The organism is Spirillospora sp. NPDC127506 (assembly GCF_040302145.1).
Classification (GTDB): domain Bacteria; phylum Actinomycetota; class Actinomycetes; order Streptosporangiales; family Streptosporangiaceae; genus Spirillospora.
Map to the genome: position 1 here is coordinate 542,592 of NZ_JBEORG010000001.1, position 19,634 is coordinate 562,225.

A 19,634-nucleotide genomic window follows, 5' to 3' on the forward strand; every position below is an offset into this window, starting at 1 on the left:
ATGGGCGAACAGGACCAAAGAGCATAATCATCTGACCGCGCGCGGGGACGCGCAGGTCAGCGCTCGGTCAGCCCGGCGAGGGCCGTGAGCAGCCGGTCCACGTGCTCCTCGGTCGTCCCCAGGCCGAGGCTGGCGCGGACGGCGGTGCCGCCGCCCGCCAGGTGCCGGACGAAGGGGTGCGCGCAGAACCGCCCGTCCCGGACCCCGATGCCGTGCTCCTCCGACAGCGTAAGCGCCACGTCGCGGGCGTTCCAGCCGTCCACGGTGAACGACACGATGCCGACGCGCGGCGCCTGGCCGCCCCACAGTGACAGTTCTCTCACCCGCGGCAGGGCGGAGAGCCCGGCCCGCAGCCGCCCGGTCAGGGCCTGCTCGTGGGCGGCGATCTCGTCCCAGCGGGAGGACAGGGCCGTGCAGGCGGCGGCCAGCGCGATCGCGCCGAGGACGTTCGGCGAGCCCGCCTCGTGGCGCTGCTCCGCGGCAGGCGCCCACCGGGTCGTGGCGCCGACCGACGCGCTCGCCCCGCCGCCCTTCAGGTACGGGTCGGCGGCGCGCAGCCAGTCGGCGCGGCCGGCGAGGACGCCGGCGCCGAACGGCGCGTACAGCTTGTGGCCGGAGAACGCGGCGTAGTCCAGGCCGAGCGCGGTCATGTCGAGCGGGCGGTGCGGGACGAGCTGCGCCGCGTCCACCGCGATGCGGGCGCCGTTGCGGTGCGCCGCCCGCGCGAGTTCCGCGACGGGCCACAGCTCGCCGGTGACGTTGGACGCGGCGGTGACGACGAGCAGCCGCGGCCCGACCGGGCAGGAGCGGAGCGCGCGGTCGGCGGCGGACACCGCCTCGGCCGGGGTGGCGGGCGCGGGGAGCCGCACGGCGCGCCGCCACGGCAGGAGCGAGGCGTGGTGCTCGGTCTCGAAGACGACGACGCTCGTCCCGGCGGGGACGGCGTGCGCCAGCAGGTTCATCGAGTCGGTCGTGTTGCGGGTGAACACGACCGCCGAACGCCGCCACGCCCCGAGGAACGCGCGGACGGTCTCGCGGGCCTCCTCGTACGCGGCCGTCGTGACCTGCGAGGCGTAGCCCGCGCCGCGATGGACGCTGCTGTAGTACGGCAGCGCGCGGGCGACGGCCTCGTGCACCGCCTCCAGGCAGGGCGCGCTCGCGGCGTAGTCGAGGTTGGCGTAGGGGATGCGGCCGCCGTCCCGCAGCGGCACCGGGGCGTCCGCCCCCACGACGCGCGGAATCCGGCGAACCCGGACCCCCTCGGGGCGCGTCACAGCAGGCGTGATGGGGGAGAGAAGCGTGGGCATACCGGGACCTTCCGGGTCAGGGACCCCGGACGTCGGCTCGGGATCCGCGCTTGCCGGAACGCGGTGCCGCGTCCGGCCAGGTCCTCACCCGGGGCACCCCATCGCGGACGAAGGGTTGCCGGCCAGCAAGCCGGGGCTTGACGCTGGCGCTCATGACCTAGTGCGGAATTATATGCGGGTCCGGTCGGGGATCAAGGGGACTGAGCAGGAGGAAGCGATGCGGTACGGGGTGGTTCGGGCGCTGGCCGGGGGCGTGGTGGCGCTCGGCGCCCTGAACGGGTGCGGGGTGCTCGGCGGCAACACCGGCCAGGTGTGCGCCGACACGAAAGAGGCGTTCCAGCAGTACGTCACCAAGATCAAGAGCATTCCGGCGGGGGAGCCCGCGCAGTGGCGGGCCCCGACCGAGCAGCTCGCGGGGCGCCTGGACGGGCTCGCGAAGAAGGCCGACGACGGCGACCTGAAGAAGGCGCTGAAGGCGGAGGCGGACAAGCTGCGCGCCGCCGCCCCCGCCGTCGGCACCGGCGACGTCTCCCAGCTCAACGCCGTGATGAAGGAGACGCCCGCCAGGATCGGCAAAGCCTGCGACTAACAGAGCCTGCGACTAACAGAGCCTGCGGCTGGCAGGGCCTGCGACTGGCAGGGCCTGCGACTGGGCGGTTGCCGAGCCCGGGGCGCGAGGTCAGCCGCTCGAGCCCGAGCGGCCGCCGCCGTCGCCGCCTCCGCCGCCGGTGCCCCCGCCGCCGCCTCCGCCATCGCCTCCGCCGCCGGTGTCACCGCCGCCGCTTCCGCCGCCTCCGCCGTCCGGCGGCCGGACGGTGGTGGGCGGGCCGGCCGGCGGCGTCGGGATCTCCGGCTCCTCCGTGGTCGGCGGAGGCCCGGACGGCTCGATGGTGCGCGGCGGCTCCGTCCGCCCCGGCGTGCTCGGGCCCGTCGGCCGGTCGTAGCCGCCGCCCGGCCGCATCGACGGCGACCCGAACGACTTGGGCGGGTAGTCCTTGATGGCGACGGCGTCCGTCATGTAGGCGCGCCAGATCTGCGCGGGAAGCTGCCCGCCGTACGCGCCGTACCCGGGGATGTTCAGCGGCTTGTTGTCGCCGCGGAACATCGCGACGGACGTCGCCATCTGCGGGATGAACCCGTTGAACCAGATCGCCTTGCCCTCGTCGGTCGTGCCGGTCTTGCCCGCGACGTCGCGCCCGTCGGGAAGCTGGGCGTTCGTCCCGGTGCCGCCCTGCACGACCTTCTGCATCGCGTACGTCGCGTCCCGCGCGTTCTGCGCGCTGAGCGCCCGGTTCCCCTTCTCGGTGAACGTCCGCTTGTGGTTCTCGTTGTCGGTGACGGACTTCACCACGAACGGCGTCCGGTGCACGCCCTCCGAGGCGAACGTCGCGTACACGCCCGCCTGCTGGACGGGGTGCAGCGACACGATGCCGAGCGGGAACGTGGCGGCGTTCCGCTGCTCCTCGGTCATCTGCGACGCGGGGATGCCCATCTTCTCCGCCATCTCGGCGATCTTCTCGTTGCCGATGTCCCGGCCGAGGTTGACGTAGGCGGTGTTGATGGAGTGCTGGGTGGCGGTGACGAGGTTCACCGTCCCGAAGCTCTCGTTGCTGTCGTTGTGGATGGCATGCCCGGCGAACGTCTGCGGGGAGCTGCCGTCGTAGGTGGTGCCGAGCGACCGCCCGTCCTGCAGCGCGGCGGCGAGCGCGATCGGCTTGAACCCGGACCCGGCCTGCGCCCAGTCGCCGAAGGCGCTGCTCAGCGCCTCCTCCAGGTAGCCGCGGCCGCCGTAGAAGGCGAGCACCTGCCCGGTGGCCGGGTCGACCGACACGGCCCCGGTGCGGATCTTCTTGCTCATCCCGTCCGGGGTGTTGCGCACCACGGCCTGCTTCATCGCGTCCATCAGCCGCTTGTCGAACGTCGTGGTGATCTTCAGCCCGCTGCGGTTGATCTCGTCCTCGCTGTAGCCGCGGCGCTCGGTGAGCTCCTTCTTGGCCACGTTGACCATGTAGCCCTTCTGGCCCTTGAGGACGTCGGTGATCTTCTGCTTGACCGGTACCGGGAACTCCATCGCGGCCGCGTCGGCGGACGTCAGGTAGCCGTCCTGCACCATGTTGCCGACCACGGAGCGCCACCGCTGCTCGGCGGCGGCGCGCTGGTGGCCGGTCGGGTCGGCGAAGTTGCTCGGCTGCTGGATCGCCGCCGCGAGGTAGGCGCCCTCGGCCGGGGTCAGGTCGGAGACGTCCTTGTCGTAGTAGGCGTGCGCGGCGGCCTGCACCCCGTAGGCGTTGCGCCCGAAGTAGATCGTGTTGAGGTACTGCTCCAGGATCCAGTCCTTGGACTTCTCCCGGTCGACCTTCAGCGCGACCATGATCTCCTTGAGCTTGCGGGTGACCGACCGCTCCTTGCCGATGCCGCCGTAGTAGTTGCGGACCATCTGCTGCGTGATCGTGGACCCGCCCTGCAGTTGCTTGCCGGTCACCGTGGACCAGAACGCCCGGGTGGTGCCCTCCACGGACACGCCGGGGTCGTCGTAGAAGCTGTCGTTCTCCGCCGCGATGACCGCGTTGCGGGTGCTCTCGGGGACGCGGTCGAGGTCGACGGCGTCCCGGTTGATGCCGGTCTTCGCGATCTGCGTCTTGCCGTCGGAGTAGTAGAACGTCGGCCCCTGCGCGATCGCCTTCTCCTGCGGGGACGGCACCGGGGTGAACAGGTAGGCGACGGCGAACGCCGCGATGCAGAACCCGATGAACCCGAGCAGCAGGAACAGCGTCCGGCGCAGCAGCCGCGATCTGCGGCTCCGCGGCTTCCCGGGGCCCTTGCCCCCGCCGCCTCCGCCGCCGCGGCCGCCGGGCGGCGGCCCGCCGCGCCGGGGCCGGCCGTGGCCGGACGAGCCGGGCTGTGGCGAGCCGGGCTGTGACGAGGCGGGCATGGTCTTGGTATCACCGGTGACCGGTGCCTCAACACCATCGGACGCCGGTTCCCCGGAGTCCGCACGGGACTCACCTGCCGCCTTGCCGGGTTCCTCCGCCTCGCCCGCATCATCCGATTCGGCGGCGGCCGTTCCGGTAGCAGGCGATTCGACGGCATCGGCGGCGGAGTCGGGTGCTTCGCCGTTCTTATCGCCGTTCTGTGATTTGTTTTGCACGTCCGAGAATTCGGTGTCTTCGATGGATTCTTCGGTGTCCGCGGTCAGCGTGCCGGTCGCCGGTCCGTCCGTGCCGGCCGGTGCCGCTGCCTCGGTGTCCTGCCGGTCCACCTCGGCCGGCCCGGTGGGCGCCTCGCCCTCCGGGGCCTTTTCGCTGTCGCTCACAAGCCCCCCGTGATTAATGCGTTACCGACGATACCTGAGGGGACGCGTGCGCCGGCCGCCCAATGCGCAACCCATGGCCTCCCGATAAGAGGACGGGCAATCCGGTCCGCCGGTTGTCGTGACGCACGCCGCAATGACGACTTTCCGCGAACGCCGAGCGGCGGGGCACCGATCGGTGCCCCGCCGCTCGCACATCGTTTCCGGGCGGCGCCCTCAGGCGCTCCCGCCCGCGCGCGGCCCCGCCGCGCCCGTCCTCACTTCTGGATCTTCGCGAGGACGTCCACGACGAACACCAGGGTGTCGTCGCCCTTGATCTTGGGCGGGTTGCCGTCCTTGCCGTAGCCCTCCTCGGGCGGCAGCACGAGCAGGACGCGGCTGCCGACCTTCGCGCCGGTCAGGCCCTTGTCGAAGCCCGGGATCGTCGCGCCGGTGCCGATCGGGAAGCTCACCGGCTGCTTGTTGTCCCAGCTCGAGTCGAACTTGTCGCCGCTCTTCCAGATCTTGCCGACGTAGTTCACGACGGCGTCGTCGCCCTTGGCCAGCGCCGGGCCGGTGCCCTCGACGAGGGTCTTGACCTGCAGCTTGTCCGGCGCGTCCGCGTCCGGGATCGTGATCTTGGGCTCCTTGGCGCCCTTGTCCTCGACCTTCGGCAGGTTCTTGTCGTCCAGCTTCTTCGCGGTGCCCTCGGGCTTCGGGTCCTTCGGGACGGCGGCCTGGATGTCCATGACGAACACCACCGCGTCCTTGTCGGTGATCTGCTGCGGGCTCAGCTGGCTGAGGTCCTTGGACGGCGGGAGCTGCAGCACGACGCGGCTGCCGACGGTCTTGCCGACCAGGTTCTTGTCGATCTCCTTCAGCCCGCTCTTGCCGAGGACGAGGGGCCGGGGGCCGCCCGGCTGCTGGCCCTGCTGCTCCCACGTGGAGCTGACCTTCTCGCTCTTGCTCTTGACGCGCGAGTTCTCGTCGTCCTTGTCCTTCGACCACTTGTAGGTGGCGAACGAGACGTAGGCGGTGTCGCCGTCGGCGAGGGCGCGGCCGGTCCCCTTGATCGGGGTGGTGATCTTCAGCGTCGTGGTCGGCGCGAGCTTGGTGGGGATCTCGACCTCGGGCTCGGCCGCGAACTTGCCGGTCACCTCGATCACCGGATCGGGGCGGTTGACCCACCAGTACACGCCGCCGGAGATCGCCAGTGCGGCCACCACGATCCCGGCGATCATCATCATCCGCCGCTTGCGCGCCTGCTTGGCGGTGAGCGCGGACGGGGCGGACGGCCGGTTCAGCCCGCTGCCCCGCCCGGCGCTGATGCCGTGCGGGGTGAACTCGGGGCTGCGGATGCTCTGGGCGTTCGGAATCTTCGCCTTCGCCTTGACCGTCGGCTTGCCCCGGGGCTTGTCATCCTCGGACATGGTTCCTCACTTGCTCCGGGTTAGACGACATCGCGAACGTGACCACCCTTCCAGGGCCGGGCTAAGCACAGCGTGAAAACCGTGTAAAGGAGGCCGACCCGCAATCTACCGGTCACGCGGGGACCGCGGTGCCGTCCGGCAGGGGACTGGAGAAGCCGCCAGGATATCTCTGCGGGGGGAATGATCCACCCCTCCCGGGTGGCAGGCTGGGGGGATGCGCCTCGCGACGTGGAACGTCAACTCGGTGAAGGCCCGCCTCCCGCGCCTTCTCGCCTGGCTGGACGGGACGGAACCCGACGTCGTCTGCCTGCAGGAGACCAAGTGCGCGGCCCGCGACTTCCCGGCCGGCGACGTCGCGGAACTCGGCTACGCCGCCGCCGCGCACGGCGACGGCCGGTGGAACGGAGTCGCGATTCTTTCACGGGTCGGCATTGAGGACGTCTCAAAAGGCTTCCCCGGCGAGCCCGTATACGAGGGCGAGGCCGAGGCGCAGGCGAAGCTGACCGAGCCCGCCCTCCTCGTCCCGGAGGCCCGCGCGATCGGCGCCACCTGCGGCGGGATCCGGGTCTGGTCGCTCTACGCGCCGAACGGCCGCACCCCGGAATCGGCCCACTACCGCTACAAACTCGCCTGGTTCGCCGCCCTGCGCGACGCCTTGGCCGACGAGCTGTCCGCGGGGACGCCGTTGATGGCGGCGGGCGACTACAACGTGGCCCCCACGGACGACGACGTCTGGGATCCGTCCGTCTTCGCCGACTCCACCCACGTCACCCCGGCCGAGCGCCAGGCCCTCGCCGAACTGCTCGGCCTCGGCCTCCACGACATCGTCCCGACCCCGATGAAGGGCCCGCACCCTTATACCTACTGGGATTACCGGGCGGGGATGTTCCACAAGAACTTCGGCATGCGCATCGACCTCGTCTACGGGAACGACGCCTTCGCCGAGCGGGTCGACTCCGCCTACGTGGACCGCGAAGCCCGCAAGGGCAAAGGCCCGTCCGACCACGCCCCGGTGGTCGTCGACCTCGGCTAGCCGCCGCGCCGGGCCAGGAGGCGGCGTTTCCCCGCCGAGGGGTCGTCGGCCTGGTCCAGGACGGTGTAGCCGTCCGGGAGCAGCGAGGCGGGCTCGCCGGGGGCCAGGCACCATTCGGCGGGCATCCGCGGCCGGTCGCGGCGGGCCGCCTCGGTGAACGCCTCCCAGGCCAGCAGGCCGCCGGGCAGGACGGCGCCGGCGGCGCGCCCGAACACGGCGCGGTCCCAGAACCCCGTGCACAGGACGAGCGCGTAGCCGGGCGGCTCGGGCCGCCACCGCCCCAGATCGGCCTGGACGAGCGTGATCAGCGGGCCGAGGCCGCGCCGCCGGGCCTCCGCGCCGAGCCGGCCGAGGGCGGTCTCGGAGATGTCCACGGCGGTCACGCGGCGCCCGGCGCCGGCGGCCAGCAGGGCGCTGCCGGACGGCCCCGAGGCCAGGTCGAGCACGGGGCCGTCGGGGAACCCCAGCGCGAGCGCCCGCTCCGCCAGCGGATGGACGGGCGACAGCGCGGGAGCGTCCCCGTACTTGGCGTTCCACCGGAGCCTGTCCGGATGCTCCGCCAGCTCGGGGTCCATGCGGCGACCCTAGCGCCGCTCCGCGATCAGCAGGAGGAACATGGCGGTGGGGAAGCCCTTCCGCCACCACGGGTCGTCGCGCAGCTGCTCCGCCGTAGGGTGCGGCTCGCGCAGGTCGGCGATGACGAATCCCGCGTCTCGGAGCGTTCCAGCGTAGTACTCCAGCGGCCGGAGCCAGCTCGTGATCACCGAAGGGGACTCCAGGCCGTCCACCAGGAACCTCTGGTCGATGCCGCGCGAGGCGAAGTACTCCTCCGCCGGGACGCTGTTCATCGCGCCCTGCTCGGAGTTCTTCACGTAGAAGCAGGGGTGCAGGGTCAGCAGGATCAGCCGGCCGCCGCCGCGCAGCACGCGCGCGAACTCGCCGATGGCGCGGGTCGGGTCCTGCAGGTGGCTGAAAAGGTGGTTGCAGAGGACGAGGTCGAACTCGCCGTCCTTGAGGGGGAGGTCCTCGACGCCGGCGCGGATGAACCTGGCGCCGGGCGAAGGGTGGGACGAGGCGGCGTCGATGAGGCCCTGCGCGGCGTCCACGCCGGTCACGTCCGCGCCCATGGAGGCGAGCTTGCGGGACAGGTAGCCCTCGCCGCACCCGGCGTCCAGCACGCGGAGCCCGGCGCATTCGCCTACGGCGTCGAGGACGGCGGCGTCGGTCAGTTCGGTGCGGTATCGGTCGCGGCCCTCCCTGATGACCTTGACCCAGTACTGCGCGTTGGCCTCCCACCTCTCGCGCGTCAGATTCGCCATGGCTTGCGCCGTGTCCTCCACCGGCTCCCCATTCCTCAGGTGTGCCACGCGGTTCAGGCGGCGCCCTTGAGCCGCCGCACCAGCGTGTTGCAGGTCTGTCTGGTCGTTCTGTTCCGGCAGTCGGCCCCGCGCAGTTCCAGCGCCTGGATCAGCTCGGTGATCTTGCCGCCGAACGCGGGGTCGCGTTTCAGTGCCAGCGGAATGTACGTCGACACCAGGTAGTACAGGTAGGCGTCGTTGTAGACCGCTATCTCGCGCAGCACCTCGGTTGCCGTGTTGCGCAGCGACAGGGAGCTCGGCAAAGTGAAGTCGCTGCTGATCCGGCCGTCTCTGGTGTAGGTCGGGAACGCCCATTCCTCAAGGGCGGCGTACACGGGTGTCGCGTCCAGTTCCCTGCGGTAGCGCTCGGCGAGGTCGAAGTCGTCCGAGCTGATCAGGGACCCCATCACGACGCCGCGCATCATGAACGCGCTCTGCCGCCCGGGGACTTCGAAGCTGAGGTCGGCCTCCAGCTTCCCCGTCACCTTGCTGACCTGGTGCGTCAGGATGTTGAGCGCCAGGATCGAGTGGAACGAGTAGGTCTTGCGGTTCAGCCGGGGCGCCAGGTCGAGGGAGGCGTCGAAGAGCTTCTGCGGGTCCGTCAGCAGCCCGTCGGGCTCGGGCGAGTAGATCGATTCGAGCGCGCGGTCCTGCTCGCGCCCCCAGAAGCGGGCGATGAACGACGACGTCTTCTGCGTGGCCTCCCCGCGCATGATGTGCAGGGCCGCCTCCAGCGCGTTCAGCAGGTGCTGCTGCGCGACGGTGGAGTTCTCCAGGGCCTTCAGGTCGACCGTGAGCCCTTCGCCGTGCAGGTCGCCGATCAGCCCGTCGCGCCTTTTCCGGACGGCGTGCGCCATCGAGTACTCGGCGATTCCCGGAACGGACGACATGAGGCTCTGCAGGGACCGTCCGCTGACCCGGTCGAGCCATTCGGCGTTGTCCCACAGCCGGAAGATCGTGCTCTCGTCGAGGCCGGAGAACGCCGCGACATCGGACATGTTCAGGCCCATGTCCCTGGTGATGTCGGAGAGAGACTTCGGCGCACCGTCCGCTGTCATCACTCGCCCTCGAGGTGGCAATTGTCGACGCTTCGATCCTAGCGAAGCGCCGGCTGCCCGGAACGGGCGATGCGCAGATGTGTCCGTCCCGCCACCGGCGAGCGCGGCCGGCGTCACGGGGCGGCCGGTCACCCGGCGGCGGGGCCGTCCAGGCAGCCCCCGCGCGCCTGGACGGCCGGCGGCCCGCCCGTCATGGCAGCCGCCACTCGTCCCGGACGCCCAGCCCGAACCAGAACGTGGACGTCCCGTTCCTGCCCCGGTGGGTGCCGAAGTCGGCGGCGAGCGCCTTCATCAGCATGAGGCCGCGTCCGTGCACGGACGGCTGCTCCTCCGCCGGACGGGGCTGCCCGGGCGCGGGGCCGCCGTCGGTCACCTCGACCCGCACGTACCGGTCGAGGTGCAGGACGGCGAGCAGGATCGTCCCGTCCCGGCGCGGCCGCGCGTGCAGCACCGAGTTGGTCATCGCCTCGCTGGTCAGCAGCTCCAGGTCGCCGAGCTCGGAGCGGTCGGCGCCGAAGTGCTGGCCGACCAGCTCCCGGACGTAGGACCGGGCGAGCCGCACGGCCGGCGGCGTGGCGGCGAGGTCGATCTCCCCGATGAGCCGGCCGGACGACTTGCCGTTGTTCCAGGCGGACGGGATTCCGAGTTCCAGGGAGGGCGCGGGAACCAGCGCAGGCCCCCCGGACCACGCGTCTGATGGGTTCATGGCGGGGTTGGTTTCACGTCTCCGTGTCGGGCTGTATGCGAACATGTGTTCTCAGGCCAAGTCGAAGTCGGACGTGGAGTGAAACAACACACACTCTTACGCAGCTTGTAGAGGCCAGTCACCGCCCCTTGCGCGCATGCAAGCCCCCTACCGCACCCTGTGTTCATCACCTAGGGCACGCGACCCGTCACCGAGCGGCTACTCCGCGGGGACGCGGCCCCACGCCGAGATCAGCGGGGCAAGGGTGAGATCAAGACCGCCTTCGGCGATGACGGCCAGAAGGTGGTCGATCTCCTCGCTCGTAGCATGCCCGCCCGCGATCAGGCGGTCGCGGACCTGCATGATGGTCGCGGCCTCCAGCACCCCGCACGCGGGCGCCGCGATCGGGGAGTAGGCGTCCGCGCGCACGCCGGTCAGGCCCGCCTCCCGCAGCAGCCGGGGGAGCCTGCGGCCGTAGGCGAGGTCGGCGCCGCGCTCGGCGAGCAGCTTCCGGAACCCCCGCCGGACGCTGTTGGCCAGGCGCTCGTCGGGCCCGCGCTCGTCGGGGCAGGCCAGCGGCTGCAGCGCGGGGTCGGCGTCCTCGACGAGCAGGACCCCGCCGGGGCGCAGGCTCTCCACCATCGTCCGCAGCGCCGCGTCCCGGTCGGCGAGGTGCACCAGGACCAGCCGCGCGTGGACGAGGTCGAACGGCCCCTCGGGCGGCTCGTCCCGGACGATGTCGTGCCGCCGGACCTCGACCGGCGCGTCCCCGAGCCACGACACGTCGATGTCGGTCGCCAGCACGCGCCCGCTGTTCCCGACGCGCCCGGCCAGCCAGGCGGGCACGGACGGCCCGCCCGCCCCGACCTCCCAGCACCGCCAGCCCTCCGCGACCCCGATGTCGTCCATGTGCCGGAACGTCCACGCGTCGAAAAGCTCCGAAATGGCCGCGAACCGCGCCCCCGCCTCGACCTGCCGGTTGCTCAACAGATACTCCACCCCCCGATGATGCCGGTGCTCGCGGCGCGGCGTCACGGGATGAGCTGGGGGAGGAGGGTGTCGCGGAGGGCGGCCAGGGTCCTGGTCTCGGCGGCGGCGGCTTGGACGCGGGCGGCCAGGGCGGCGGTGAACTCGGTGAACCTCCGGGCGGCCGCGTCGCCGGGCCAGGGGATCTCGAAGGCGGCGATGTCGGGCCAGCGGGCGCGCGGCATGCGGGTGCCGTCGCCGACGGCGGACGCGTGGGCGATCACCGCGTCGCTGGACAGGGCCGCGAGGAGCCAGCCCCGGTGGGCGGGGTCCTTCGGGCGGATCACGAGGATGTCCGTCGAGGCGACGCCGTCCACGAAAGCCAGCCCTGCCTTGTGGAAGTAGGGGCGGAGCTTGCCGAAGAGGATGTCGCCTGAGGCGAAGCGCCTCTTCGCGCTGGTGATGCTGGACGCGTCGGTCCAGGTCGAGAGCCACATGTGCCGTTTCGGCATGTGTTCCAGGGCGATGTAGTTCTCGGTGCCGGCCAGGTCCGCGGCCGGGACGGTCGACCGGACGAGCTCGCCGAGGTCGCCGATGCGCGTCGAGGCGCGGGGGGCGGACGCGTCGTAGCGGGCGCGGACGAGGGCGTCGGCGCAGGCGGCGATGCGGCCGTTCACGGCGATCTTGTCGTCGAGGGCGCCGAGGGCGGAGGCCGCCGAGTCCTGCTCCGCCCTGGTGAGGCGGGCCGTGGTGAGCCGGTTCAGGATCCCGTGCGTGAGGAGGGGCTGGCCGGAGCCGATGCGGTACCGGTTCAGGCCGAGCCTTCTCAGGAGGTAGTAGACGTAGCGGGGGTTCACTCCTTGTTTCGGGGCGGCGATGATGGCGTTGTCGGTGACCCAGCACGGTTCCGGGCTGTAATGGACGGCGCCGCAGTAGGTGCCCACGCGGCCGACGATGGTGCTGTGGGCGGCGGCGTTGAATTCGCCGGAGGCGCCGATGACGCCGTTGGCCCCATAGGTCCGGTAGGCGGTGCCCGGGGCGGGGCGCGGCCTTCCGTTCGCGAACGTGACGATCTCGCCGAGTGCCACGTCAGCCATTCAGGCGCCCCAGCTCCGCCCGGACGACGCGGTCCAGCCGCGCCGACTCCTCGAAATGCGCGAAGAGTTCTTCGGTGAGGCGCTCCACCCTGGCCGCCGGGGGCTCGCCGCCGGTTTCGGCGCGGGCGGTGCCGACGTAGCGGCCGGGGGTGAGGACGTGGTCGTGGGATCTGATCTCGTCCAGATCGGCTGAACGGCAGAAGCCGGGGACGTCCGAGTAGCCGGCGCCGCGCCAGGAGCGGTACGCGCCCGCTATCCGGGCGATGTCGCCGGTGGTGAGGACCCGCTCGGTGCGATCGGCCATCGTGCCCATGTCGCGGGCGTCGACGAAGAGGACCCGGCCGTCCGCGGTGCGGTCGAAGAACCAGAGGCACGCGGGGATCGGGGTGCTGCGGAAGAGCCGGTCCGGCAGCGCGACCACGCACGACACCAGGCCCGCCTCCAGCAGCGCGGCGCGGATCGCGCCCTCGCTCGACTGCCGGGACGACAGCGAGCCGTTCGCCATGACGACGCCCGCGCGTCCGGCCGGGCCGAGCTTGGAGACGATGTGCTGGATCCAGGCGAAGTTGGCGTTGCCGGCGGGCGGGACGCCATAGCGCCATCGCGGGTCTCCGGGGTCGCGGTACCAGTCGGACATGTTGAACGGAGGGTTGGCCAGTACGCAGTCGGCCTGCAGGCCGGGGTGGGCGTCCGAATGGAAGGTGTCCGCGCGGCGCAGGTCGCCGGAGATCCCGTGCACGGCGAGGTTCATCTTGGCCAGCCGCCACGTCCGCTCGTTCGCCTCCTGCCCGTAGACGGCGATGTCGGCCGGCCGCCCGCGATGGCTCAGGACGAACTTCTCCGCCTGGACGAACATGCCGCCGGAACCGCAGCACGGGTCGTAGACCCGCCCCTTGTACGGCTCCAGGATCTCGACCAGCAGCCTCACGACCGAGGGCGGCGTGTAGAACTCGCCGCCGCGCCTGCCCTCCGCGCGGGCGAACTTCTCCAGGAAGTACTCGTAGACCTCGCCCAGCACGTCCCGCGCGGTCTTCCCGCCGAAACTGACCTCTCCGATGAGCGCGACGAGGTCGCCGAGCCGCCGCTGGTCGACCCCGGCGAAGATCTTCGGCAGCGCGCCGCCGAGCGGCGGGTTGGCCCGCATGACCGCGTCCATGGCGGCGTCGATCCGCTCGCCGAGGCCGCCGGAGGCCGCGGCGAGGTCGGCCCAGCGCGCCCCGTCCGGTACGACGAAGCCCCCGTCGCCGGACGAGTCGGACACGTACTTGAGGAACACCAGCCCGAGGACGAAGTCCTTGTACTGCGCCGCGTCGACCGCTCCCCGCAGCTTGTCGGCGGCCTTCCAGAGGACATCGTCCACCCGCGTGACTCTAGCGTCCCGGCCGCCGGCACCGATCTTCGCAAATCCACGAACGGTGTGTAATGCACCGGTTACGATCGGCTCCCATGGGAGAGCGGGCACACTACGTGATCAAGGAGGGCGGCTCCTGGGAGCTGTACTACTCCCAGCGGGGCGGGCGCTCCATCGAACTGGACCTCATGCCGGGCCCGGACTACGCGACGCGGTTCGCGAGAGGGCAGCGGCCCGAGGACGGGTGGATGAACGAGTGCGAGTGCGCCGCCGCCGCCCTCGTCGACCTCGGCGAGCGGCGGCTGCTCTGGTACTCGCACCGCATCGGCGACCCCGCCTACCGGGCGGCGGCGCTGGCCGCCATGCGGCGGACCTGGCCGGACGGCTGGCGGCTCGGCTGGGCCTACGACGGGCTCCGCGAGATCGCCGGCGCGGTCGGGCAGGACGAGCGGGGCGTGCGCCGCTGGAGCGGCGTCCCGGTGCCGGACGGCGTCCGCACGCCGGAGCAGTTCATGGCCGCGATGCCGCGGATCCGGCTCGACCCCCGCACCTATCCGCCGGGGTGCGAGCTGCCCCGGGAACTGCCGTTCGGCCCGCCGCCGGTGCGGCCCTCAGTGGGAGAGGACCCGCCGACGCTGATCACGGTCGTGCGGGACGGCGTGACGCGGGCGCACCTGACCGGCGCCGCCGCGTCCATGGTCATCGAGAACGGCGCCGCCTCCCTCGACGCCTACCGCGACTGGCCGCCGGTCACCTCGTGGCCCGTCTTCCCCGACGAGGGGGTCCACCTCGACGCCGACACCCGGACGGCCGGCGTCTGGACGCTCCGCACCCTCGACCGCGCCCTGGACGAGGCCGGCGGCCGCTGGCCCGGCTGGCGGTGGGCGCACTGGCGGGACCGCTACCGGGAGCACCTCGCGCGGGCCGCCGGAGCGATCGCCCTTCCCGAGCCCGACCCGGCGGCCGGCCTCCGGAGGCTCGCCCGGGAGTTCGAGCGGCACCGGAGAGCCGACGCCGGGGCGCGGAGCGCCGCGAGCGTCCGCAGAGCGGTGGGCGTGCTCGCCTCCGCCGCCGAGGCCGCCGACGCCGCCGAGGCCGCCGCGGCCGCCGCGGCGCGAGCGCGGGCCGCGGCCGGCGGCGCGCCCCGCCCGGCGGCCCGGGAGGGCGCCCGGTTGCGCGCCGCGTCCGGCGTCCCGCGCTGACGCGCCCGCCGCCCGGGCGCGGTGGACGCGCGGCCGGGGCCGGTGCGAGGCTGCGGACCGTGGTGATCGTGGACGTTCTGGCGGCGGCGGCACTGATCGGTTGGCTGTACCTGGCGTTCGGCCACGGCGCGTTCTGGCGGACCGGCCCCGGCCTGCCCGACCGGGACGATCCACCCGAATGGCCCGCGGTGACGGCCGTCATCCCGGCCCGCGACGAGGCCGCCGTCCTTCCCGAGACCCTGCCGACGCTGGTCGCCCAGGACTACCCGGGCGCCTTCCGCATCGTCGTGGTGGACGACGGCAGCAGTGACGGCACCGCCGAAACGGCCGCCCGCCTCACGGACGAGGTCGTGTCCGCGAGAGACCGGCCCGAGGGGTGGGCGGGCAAGGTGTGGGCGATGTCGGAAGGCGTCCGCGCCGCGGGCGAGCCCGACTTCTACCTCTTCACCGACGCCGACATCGCCTACGGGCCCGGCACGGTGAAACGGCTCGTCCGCGAGGCCGTCAACGCCCGGCGCGACCTCGTCTCGCAGATGGCGACGCTGAGCGTCCGCACCCGCTGGGAAAAGGTGATCGTCCCGGCGTTCGTGTACTTCTTCGCGAAGCTGTACCCGTTCCGCCGCGTCACCCGGGACGGGGCGCGCACCGCCGCCGCGGCCGGCGGGTGCATGCTCGTCCGCCGCGCCGCGCTGGACGGGGCCGGGGGCATCGCCGCGATCCGCGGCGCGCTCATCGACGACGTGGCGATGGGCCGCCTGATCAAGCGCGCGGGCGGGCGCTGCCGCCTCGACCTGAGCCGGGACGTCGTCAGCCGCCGCCCCTACCCCCGCCTCGCCGACCTGTGGATGATGATCGCCCGCAGCGCCTACCACCAGCTGCGCTACTCGCCGGCCCTGCTGGCGGGCACCGTCCTCGGCCTGCTCCTGCTCTACGCGGTGCCGCCCGCCGCGACGCTCACCGGAGCCCTCACCGGCCGCCCGGCGGCACTCGCGGCGGGAGGCGCCGCCTGGGCGATCATGACGCTCACCTACGTCCCGATGCTCCGTTTCTACGGACTTTCGCCCCTGCGCGCCCTCGGTCTGCCCGCGGTCGCGCTGATGTACGCCGCGATGACGGTCGATTCGGCCCGCCGCCACCGCGCCGGGAAGGGCGGCACCTGGAAGGGCCGCACGGCGGTGGTCCAATGACACGGGATCACCTTCGCGGAGCGGAAGCTGAGGAGGGACGATGACCGCTCGGGACGGCCTGCCGGAGATCGCGCTTCCGAACGGCGTGACCATGCGCGGCGCGCGCCGGTTCGACGACGTCCGGCAGGTGCTGACCGACCCGCGGTTCGGCCGCGACCTGAGCCGCGCGACCGGCGGCCGGATGGCGCGCGGCCGCGACATCAGCGACGACCCCGGCTCGGTGATCAACATGGATCCGCCGGAGCACACCCGCATCCGCCGCATCGTGGCCGGCGCGTTCGCCCCGCGCCGGATCGCCCGCTGGCGGCCGCGGGTCGCGCAGATCACCCGGGAGCTGGCCGCCGAGCTGGCCGCGCACGGGCCGCCGGCCGACCTGGTCGCCGGGTTCGCGTTCCCGCTGCCGGTGCGGGTGATCTGCGAGGTGCTCGGCATCCCCGAGTCCGACCGCGCGGACTACCGGCGCTGGGCGGACGCGGCGCTCTCGCTGTCCGAGCTCGGCGCCGGCGAGCGCGCGACGGCGGCCCGCGAGTTCCGCCGCCACGTCCGCGGCCTGCTCGCCGAGCGCCGCGCGCGGCCCGGCGAGGCGCTCCTCGACGACCTGATCGCCGCCCGGGACGGCGCCGACGCGCTCACCGAGGGGGAGCTGGTCAGCCTGGTCACCGCGCTGATCACCGGGGGCCACGAGACGACGGCGAACCTCATCGCCATGGGCGTGTTCACCCTGCTCAAGGAGGGCCTCTACGGGGAGGTCGCGCCCACCGGGGCGCTGGTCGAGGAGCTGCTGCGGCACGACACCCCCGCGCTCTACGCGATGCCGCGCGTGGCGACGCGGGACGTCGACCTGCCGTCCGGCAGGGTCGCCGAGGGGGAGATGGTGCTGCCGCTCCTCGCCGAGGCCAACCGCGACCCCGCCGTGTTCGCCGAGCCCGACCGGTTCGACGCGACCCGCGACGGCCCCGCCCACATCGCGTTCGGCCAGGGCGCGCACTTCTGCATCGGCGCGGGCCTCGCCCGCATGGAGGCCGAGGCCGCCCTGACCGTCCTGCTCGAGGAGTTCCCCGGGCTGGCCCTGGCGGTTCCGCCGGAGGACGTCCCCTGGCGCGCGGACAGCCTGGTCAGGGGTCCGACGCGGCTGCCCGTGCGGTGGTGAATGCCCGTTTTGTCGTGCCGGCACAAAACCGGCGGCCCGGATGTGTCCCGCGCCTCATTGGAGTAAGTGTCTAATTACGTTACGGTCGGGTGGCCGTCACGCCGACGGCAGGCGAAGACGAAGGGTTACCCGCCATGTCCATCACCGTCCGCCGGGTGCTGCGCGCCGTGGCCGCGTCCTGCATCGGGCTCGCCATGGCGGCGTCCGCCCTGCAGGGCACCGCCGCCGCCGCACCCCGGGACCCCGTACCCCCGGGCCGGGATCCGTTCTACACGCCGCCGTCCCCGCTCCCGGCCGGCAGGCCCGGCGACGTCATCCGGTCCCGCCCGGCCGTGTTCACCATGGACCCGTTCGGCCGCTCCCCGTACGAGGGCGTCACATCGTGGCAGGTCCTGTACCGGTCGGAGACGGCGGAGGGCGAGCCGACCGCCGTGTCCGGCATGGTGCTCGTCCCGGCCAAGGCGTGGACGGGCGAGGGCAAGCGCCCGCTCGTCTCCTACGCCGTCGGGACGCGGGGCCTCGGCGACGCCTGCGCGCCGTCCTACACCCTCACCCAGGGCACGGACTACGAGATGTTCTTCATCGCCGACGCGCTCAGCCGCGGCTGGGCCGTCGCCGTCACCGACATGGAGGGCCTCGGAACGCCCGGCCAGCACACCTACGAGGTCGGCCGCTCCCAGGGCAAGGCCGTGCTGAACATGGCACGGGCCGCGCAGCGCCTCCCGGCCGCCGGCCTGGCCGGCTCGCCGGTCGGCCTGTGGGGCTACTCGCAGGGCGGGACGTCCTCGGGCTGGGCCGCCGAGCTGGCGCGGTCCTACGCCCCCGAACTCGACATCAAGGGCGCCTTCGCCGGGGGCGTCCCGGCGGACCTGGTGGCGGTCGCCAGGGGCTTGGACGGCTCCCCGTTCGTCGGCCTGATGTTCATGGCGGCGGTCGGCTACGACGCCGCCTACCCCGAACTGGACCTGCAGAAGTACCTCAACGCCAACGGCCGCGAGCTGCTGGACAAGGCCAAGGACCTGTGCCTGGTCAGCGTGGACGGCATCGGCACCCTCGCGGGGACGCTCTTCAAGAAGATCAGCGACTACACCACCAGCGACCCGCTGGAGACCCCGCAGTGGCAGCGGCGGCTGGCGGCCAACAAGCTCGGCTCCACCGCGCCGTCCGTCCCGGTGCTGCAGACCCAGGCCGTCTACGACGAGATCATCCCGTTCGCGCAGGCCGACACGCTGCACAAGGCGTGGTGCGCCAAGGGCGCGAACCTGACCTGGAAGACCTACACGTTCGCCGAGCACGCCACCGGCATGCTCTGGAGCGAGCCCGACGCGATGGCGTTCCTCGCCGACCGGTTCGCCGGGAAGCCGGTCGCCGGCGACTGCGCCGCCTGATCCGGTGCCCGGTTCCGGCCGCCGGATTCCGGCCGCCTGATTCCGGCCGCCTGATTCCGGCCGCCTGATTCCGGCCGCCGGGGCCTTCATGGGGCCATCCCGCTCCCGCAGAGGGCAGGATGGCCCCATGGACCTGGTGGAGTTCCTCCGCGCCCGGCTGGCCCGCGACGAGCAGATCGCCCGGGACAGCTCGTCCGCCCCCTGGAAGGCCACGCCCTCCGGGACGATCAACATCGACTCCGACGCGGCCGGCTTCGTCGCGAAGGCCGAGAACGACGCCTACGCCGAGCACATCGCCCGCCACCACCCGGCCCGCACCCTCGCCGAGGTGGCCGCCCGCCGCCAGATCGTGGACGACTACGAGAAGACCGCCTGGATCCTCGAACAGGGCCACCGCACTCCCGAGCTGGAGGCCGCGCAGGCCGTCCGCGAATCGGTGCTGCGCCTCCTCGCGCTCCCCTACGCCACCCACCCCGCCTACCGGGAGGAGTGGCGGCCCTAGACCTCGGTGATGATCGCCGGGTGGCCGGGGTCGTCCATCTTCAGGACGATGTCCGCGCTGCGGAGCGGGGCCGCCTCGGTCTCGTAGCGCGCATAGGCGGGCAGCGTCCAGCGCTGGTCGTCCGGCGTGCGGCGGGCGAGCGCCCGGCGGGACAGCGTCAGATGGACGGTCAGGTCGAACGGCAGGCCGCGGCCGAGCAGCAGCGATCCGTCCAGCAGGCAGACCCCGCCGGGCTGGAGGGGCACGTAGCGCGCCCGCGTCGCCCGGTCGAGCTCCGCGTCCCACAGGCTCGGCAGGACCTTCCCCGTCCCGGACGGCTCCAGCGGAGCCAGCACCTCCCGGACGAGGCCGTTCACGTCGAGCCATTCGTCGTAGTAGACGTCGGGGTCGTCCCGCCCGAACTCGAAGCGCAGCGACGCCGGGCGCAGGAAATCGCGCGCCGACACCCGGACGACGTCCCGCCCCAGGGCGCGCAGGGGCGAGACGAGCGCGTCCGCGAGGTCCCAGGGGGCGGCGGGGGGCGCGCCGTCGATCGCGACCCGCAGCCACGAGCCGCGGCCGGAACCGGCGATCCGGTCGGACAGCTCCGTGACCACGAGCGATGGCGAGATCGGTCGTACCCGCATCACTT

The 19,634-nt window shown here is 72.7% G+C and carries 18 protein-coding genes and 1 riboswitch; of the genes, 7 read left to right on the forward strand and 11 right to left on the reverse strand.

All coding sequences use genetic code 11. The features are described 5' to 3' along the window. Positions 1-56: 56 nt before the first annotated feature. Positions 57-1,307 carry an aminotransferase class V-fold PLP-dependent enzyme gene (locus tag ABTW95_RS02520; protein ID WP_500223831.1) on the reverse strand — a complete coding sequence of 417 codons (1,251 nt, stop codon included), beginning with the start codon at positions 1,305-1,307 and terminating at the stop codon, positions 57-59. A 41-nt stretch (positions 1,308-1,348) separates the two neighbouring features. Beyond that, a riboswitch (SAM riboswitch) is annotated at positions 1,349-1,465 on the reverse strand. Between the two features lie 59 nt (positions 1,466-1,524). Between ABTW95_RS02520 and ABTW95_RS02525 the strand changes: the two genes are divergently transcribed. Continuing rightward, entirely contained in the window at positions 1,525-1,896 is a 372-nt protein-coding gene (locus ABTW95_RS02525; protein ID WP_500223834.1) for a DUF8711 family protein, read from the forward strand. 90 nt (positions 1,897-1,986) lie between these two features. Here the strand turns inward: ABTW95_RS02525 and ABTW95_RS02530 are convergent, their stop codons facing one another. Together ABTW95_RS02530 and ABTW95_RS02535 are read right to left on the reverse strand one after the other, a co-directional pair. Beyond that, on the reverse strand, positions 1,987-4,239 hold the full coding sequence (locus tag ABTW95_RS02530; RefSeq protein WP_500223837.1) for a transglycosylase domain-containing protein: 2,253 nt from the start codon (positions 4,237-4,239) through the stop codon (positions 1,987-1,989). Positions 4,240-4,874: 635 nt separating this feature from the next. Then, entirely contained in the window at positions 4,875-6,026 is a 1,152-nt protein-coding gene (locus ABTW95_RS02535; RefSeq protein ID WP_500223841.1) for an FKBP-type peptidyl-prolyl cis-trans isomerase, read from the reverse strand. A gap of 214 nt (positions 6,027-6,240) precedes the next feature. On the opposite strand from ABTW95_RS02535, the gene ABTW95_RS02540 reads away from it, so the two are divergent. Beyond that, positions 6,241-7,059 (forward strand): exodeoxyribonuclease III, encoded by an 819-nt coding sequence (locus ABTW95_RS02540; RefSeq protein ID WP_396454908.1) that lies wholly within the window; start codon positions 6,241-6,243, stop codon positions 7,057-7,059. On the opposite strand, the gene ABTW95_RS02545 is transcribed toward ABTW95_RS02540, so the two are convergent. From ABTW95_RS02545 to ABTW95_RS02575, 7 genes are all read right to left on the reverse strand, one after another. Further along, entirely contained in the window at positions 7,056-7,634 is a 579-nt protein-coding gene (locus ABTW95_RS02545; RefSeq protein ID WP_500223845.1) for a methyltransferase domain-containing protein, read from the reverse strand. The two genes, ABTW95_RS02540 and ABTW95_RS02545, sit on opposite strands and share 4 nt — an antisense overlap. Before the next feature lie 9 nt (positions 7,635-7,643). Next, a complete protein-coding gene (locus tag ABTW95_RS02550) occupies positions 7,644-8,378 on the reverse strand; it encodes a class I SAM-dependent methyltransferase (protein ID WP_396451917.1) in 735 nt (244 codons plus the stop codon). Positions 8,379-8,431: 53 nt separating this feature from the next. Then, the gene (locus ABTW95_RS02555) at positions 8,432-9,475 is read right to left on the reverse strand and encodes a hypothetical protein (protein ID WP_396451918.1); all 1,044 of its coding nucleotides are present in this window, start codon (positions 9,473-9,475) and stop codon (positions 8,432-8,434) included. Between the two features lie 190 nt (positions 9,476-9,665). After that, positions 9,666-10,181, reverse strand: coding sequence for an ATP-binding protein (locus tag ABTW95_RS02560; protein WP_396451920.1), 516 nt, complete (start codon positions 10,179-10,181; stop codon positions 9,666-9,668). 198 nt (positions 10,182-10,379) lie between these two features. Next, complete coding sequence (locus ABTW95_RS02565) at positions 10,380-11,159, reverse strand: methyltransferase domain-containing protein (RefSeq protein ID WP_396451922.1); 780 nt, start codon at positions 11,157-11,159, stop codon at positions 10,380-10,382. A 32-nt stretch (positions 11,160-11,191) separates the two neighbouring features. Further along, positions 11,192-12,223, reverse strand: coding sequence for a restriction endonuclease subunit S (locus ABTW95_RS02570; RefSeq protein WP_500223850.1), 1,032 nt, complete (start codon positions 12,221-12,223; stop codon positions 11,192-11,194). Continuing rightward, entirely contained in the window at positions 12,216-13,583 is a 1,368-nt protein-coding gene (locus ABTW95_RS02575; protein ID WP_396451925.1) for a class I SAM-dependent DNA methyltransferase, read from the reverse strand. The genes ABTW95_RS02570 and ABTW95_RS02575 overlap by 8 nt, the downstream gene beginning before the upstream one ends. Positions 13,584-13,669: 86 nt before the next feature. Here ABTW95_RS02575 and ABTW95_RS02580 point away from each other — a divergent pair, with 86 nt between their 5' ends. The 5 genes from ABTW95_RS02580 to ABTW95_RS02600 all read left to right on the forward strand — a co-directional run bounded on the left by ABTW95_RS02580 (position 13,670) and on the right by ABTW95_RS02600 (position 19,003). Beyond that, positions 13,670-14,776 carry a hypothetical protein gene (locus ABTW95_RS02580; RefSeq protein ID WP_500223854.1) on the forward strand — a complete coding sequence of 369 codons (1,107 nt, stop codon included), beginning with the start codon at positions 13,670-13,672 and terminating at the stop codon, positions 14,774-14,776. 68 nt (positions 14,777-14,844) lie between these two features. Continuing rightward, complete coding sequence (locus tag ABTW95_RS02585) at positions 14,845-15,963, forward strand: glycosyltransferase (protein WP_500223856.1); 1,119 nt, start codon at positions 14,845-14,847, stop codon at positions 15,961-15,963. 40 nt (positions 15,964-16,003) lie between these two features. Next, a complete protein-coding gene (locus ABTW95_RS02590) occupies positions 16,004-17,113 on the forward strand; it encodes a cytochrome P450 (RefSeq protein WP_500223859.1) in 1,110 nt (369 codons plus the stop codon). Positions 17,114-17,247: 134 nt separating this feature from the next. Further along, entirely contained in the window at positions 17,248-18,501 is a 1,254-nt protein-coding gene (locus ABTW95_RS02595; RefSeq protein WP_500223861.1) for a lipase family protein, read from the forward strand. Between the two features lie 127 nt (positions 18,502-18,628). Beyond that, complete coding sequence (locus ABTW95_RS02600; protein ID WP_500223863.1) at positions 18,629-19,003, forward strand: DUF6221 family protein; 375 nt, start codon at positions 18,629-18,631, stop codon at positions 19,001-19,003. Here the strand turns inward: ABTW95_RS02600 and ABTW95_RS02605 are convergent. After that, positions 19,000-19,629 (reverse strand): nucleoside/nucleotide kinase family protein, encoded by a 630-nt coding sequence (locus tag ABTW95_RS02605; protein ID WP_500223865.1) that lies wholly within the window; start codon positions 19,627-19,629, stop codon positions 19,000-19,002. The genes ABTW95_RS02600 and ABTW95_RS02605 overlap by 4 nt on opposite strands. Between the last annotated feature and the right edge of the window lie 5 nt (positions 19,630-19,634).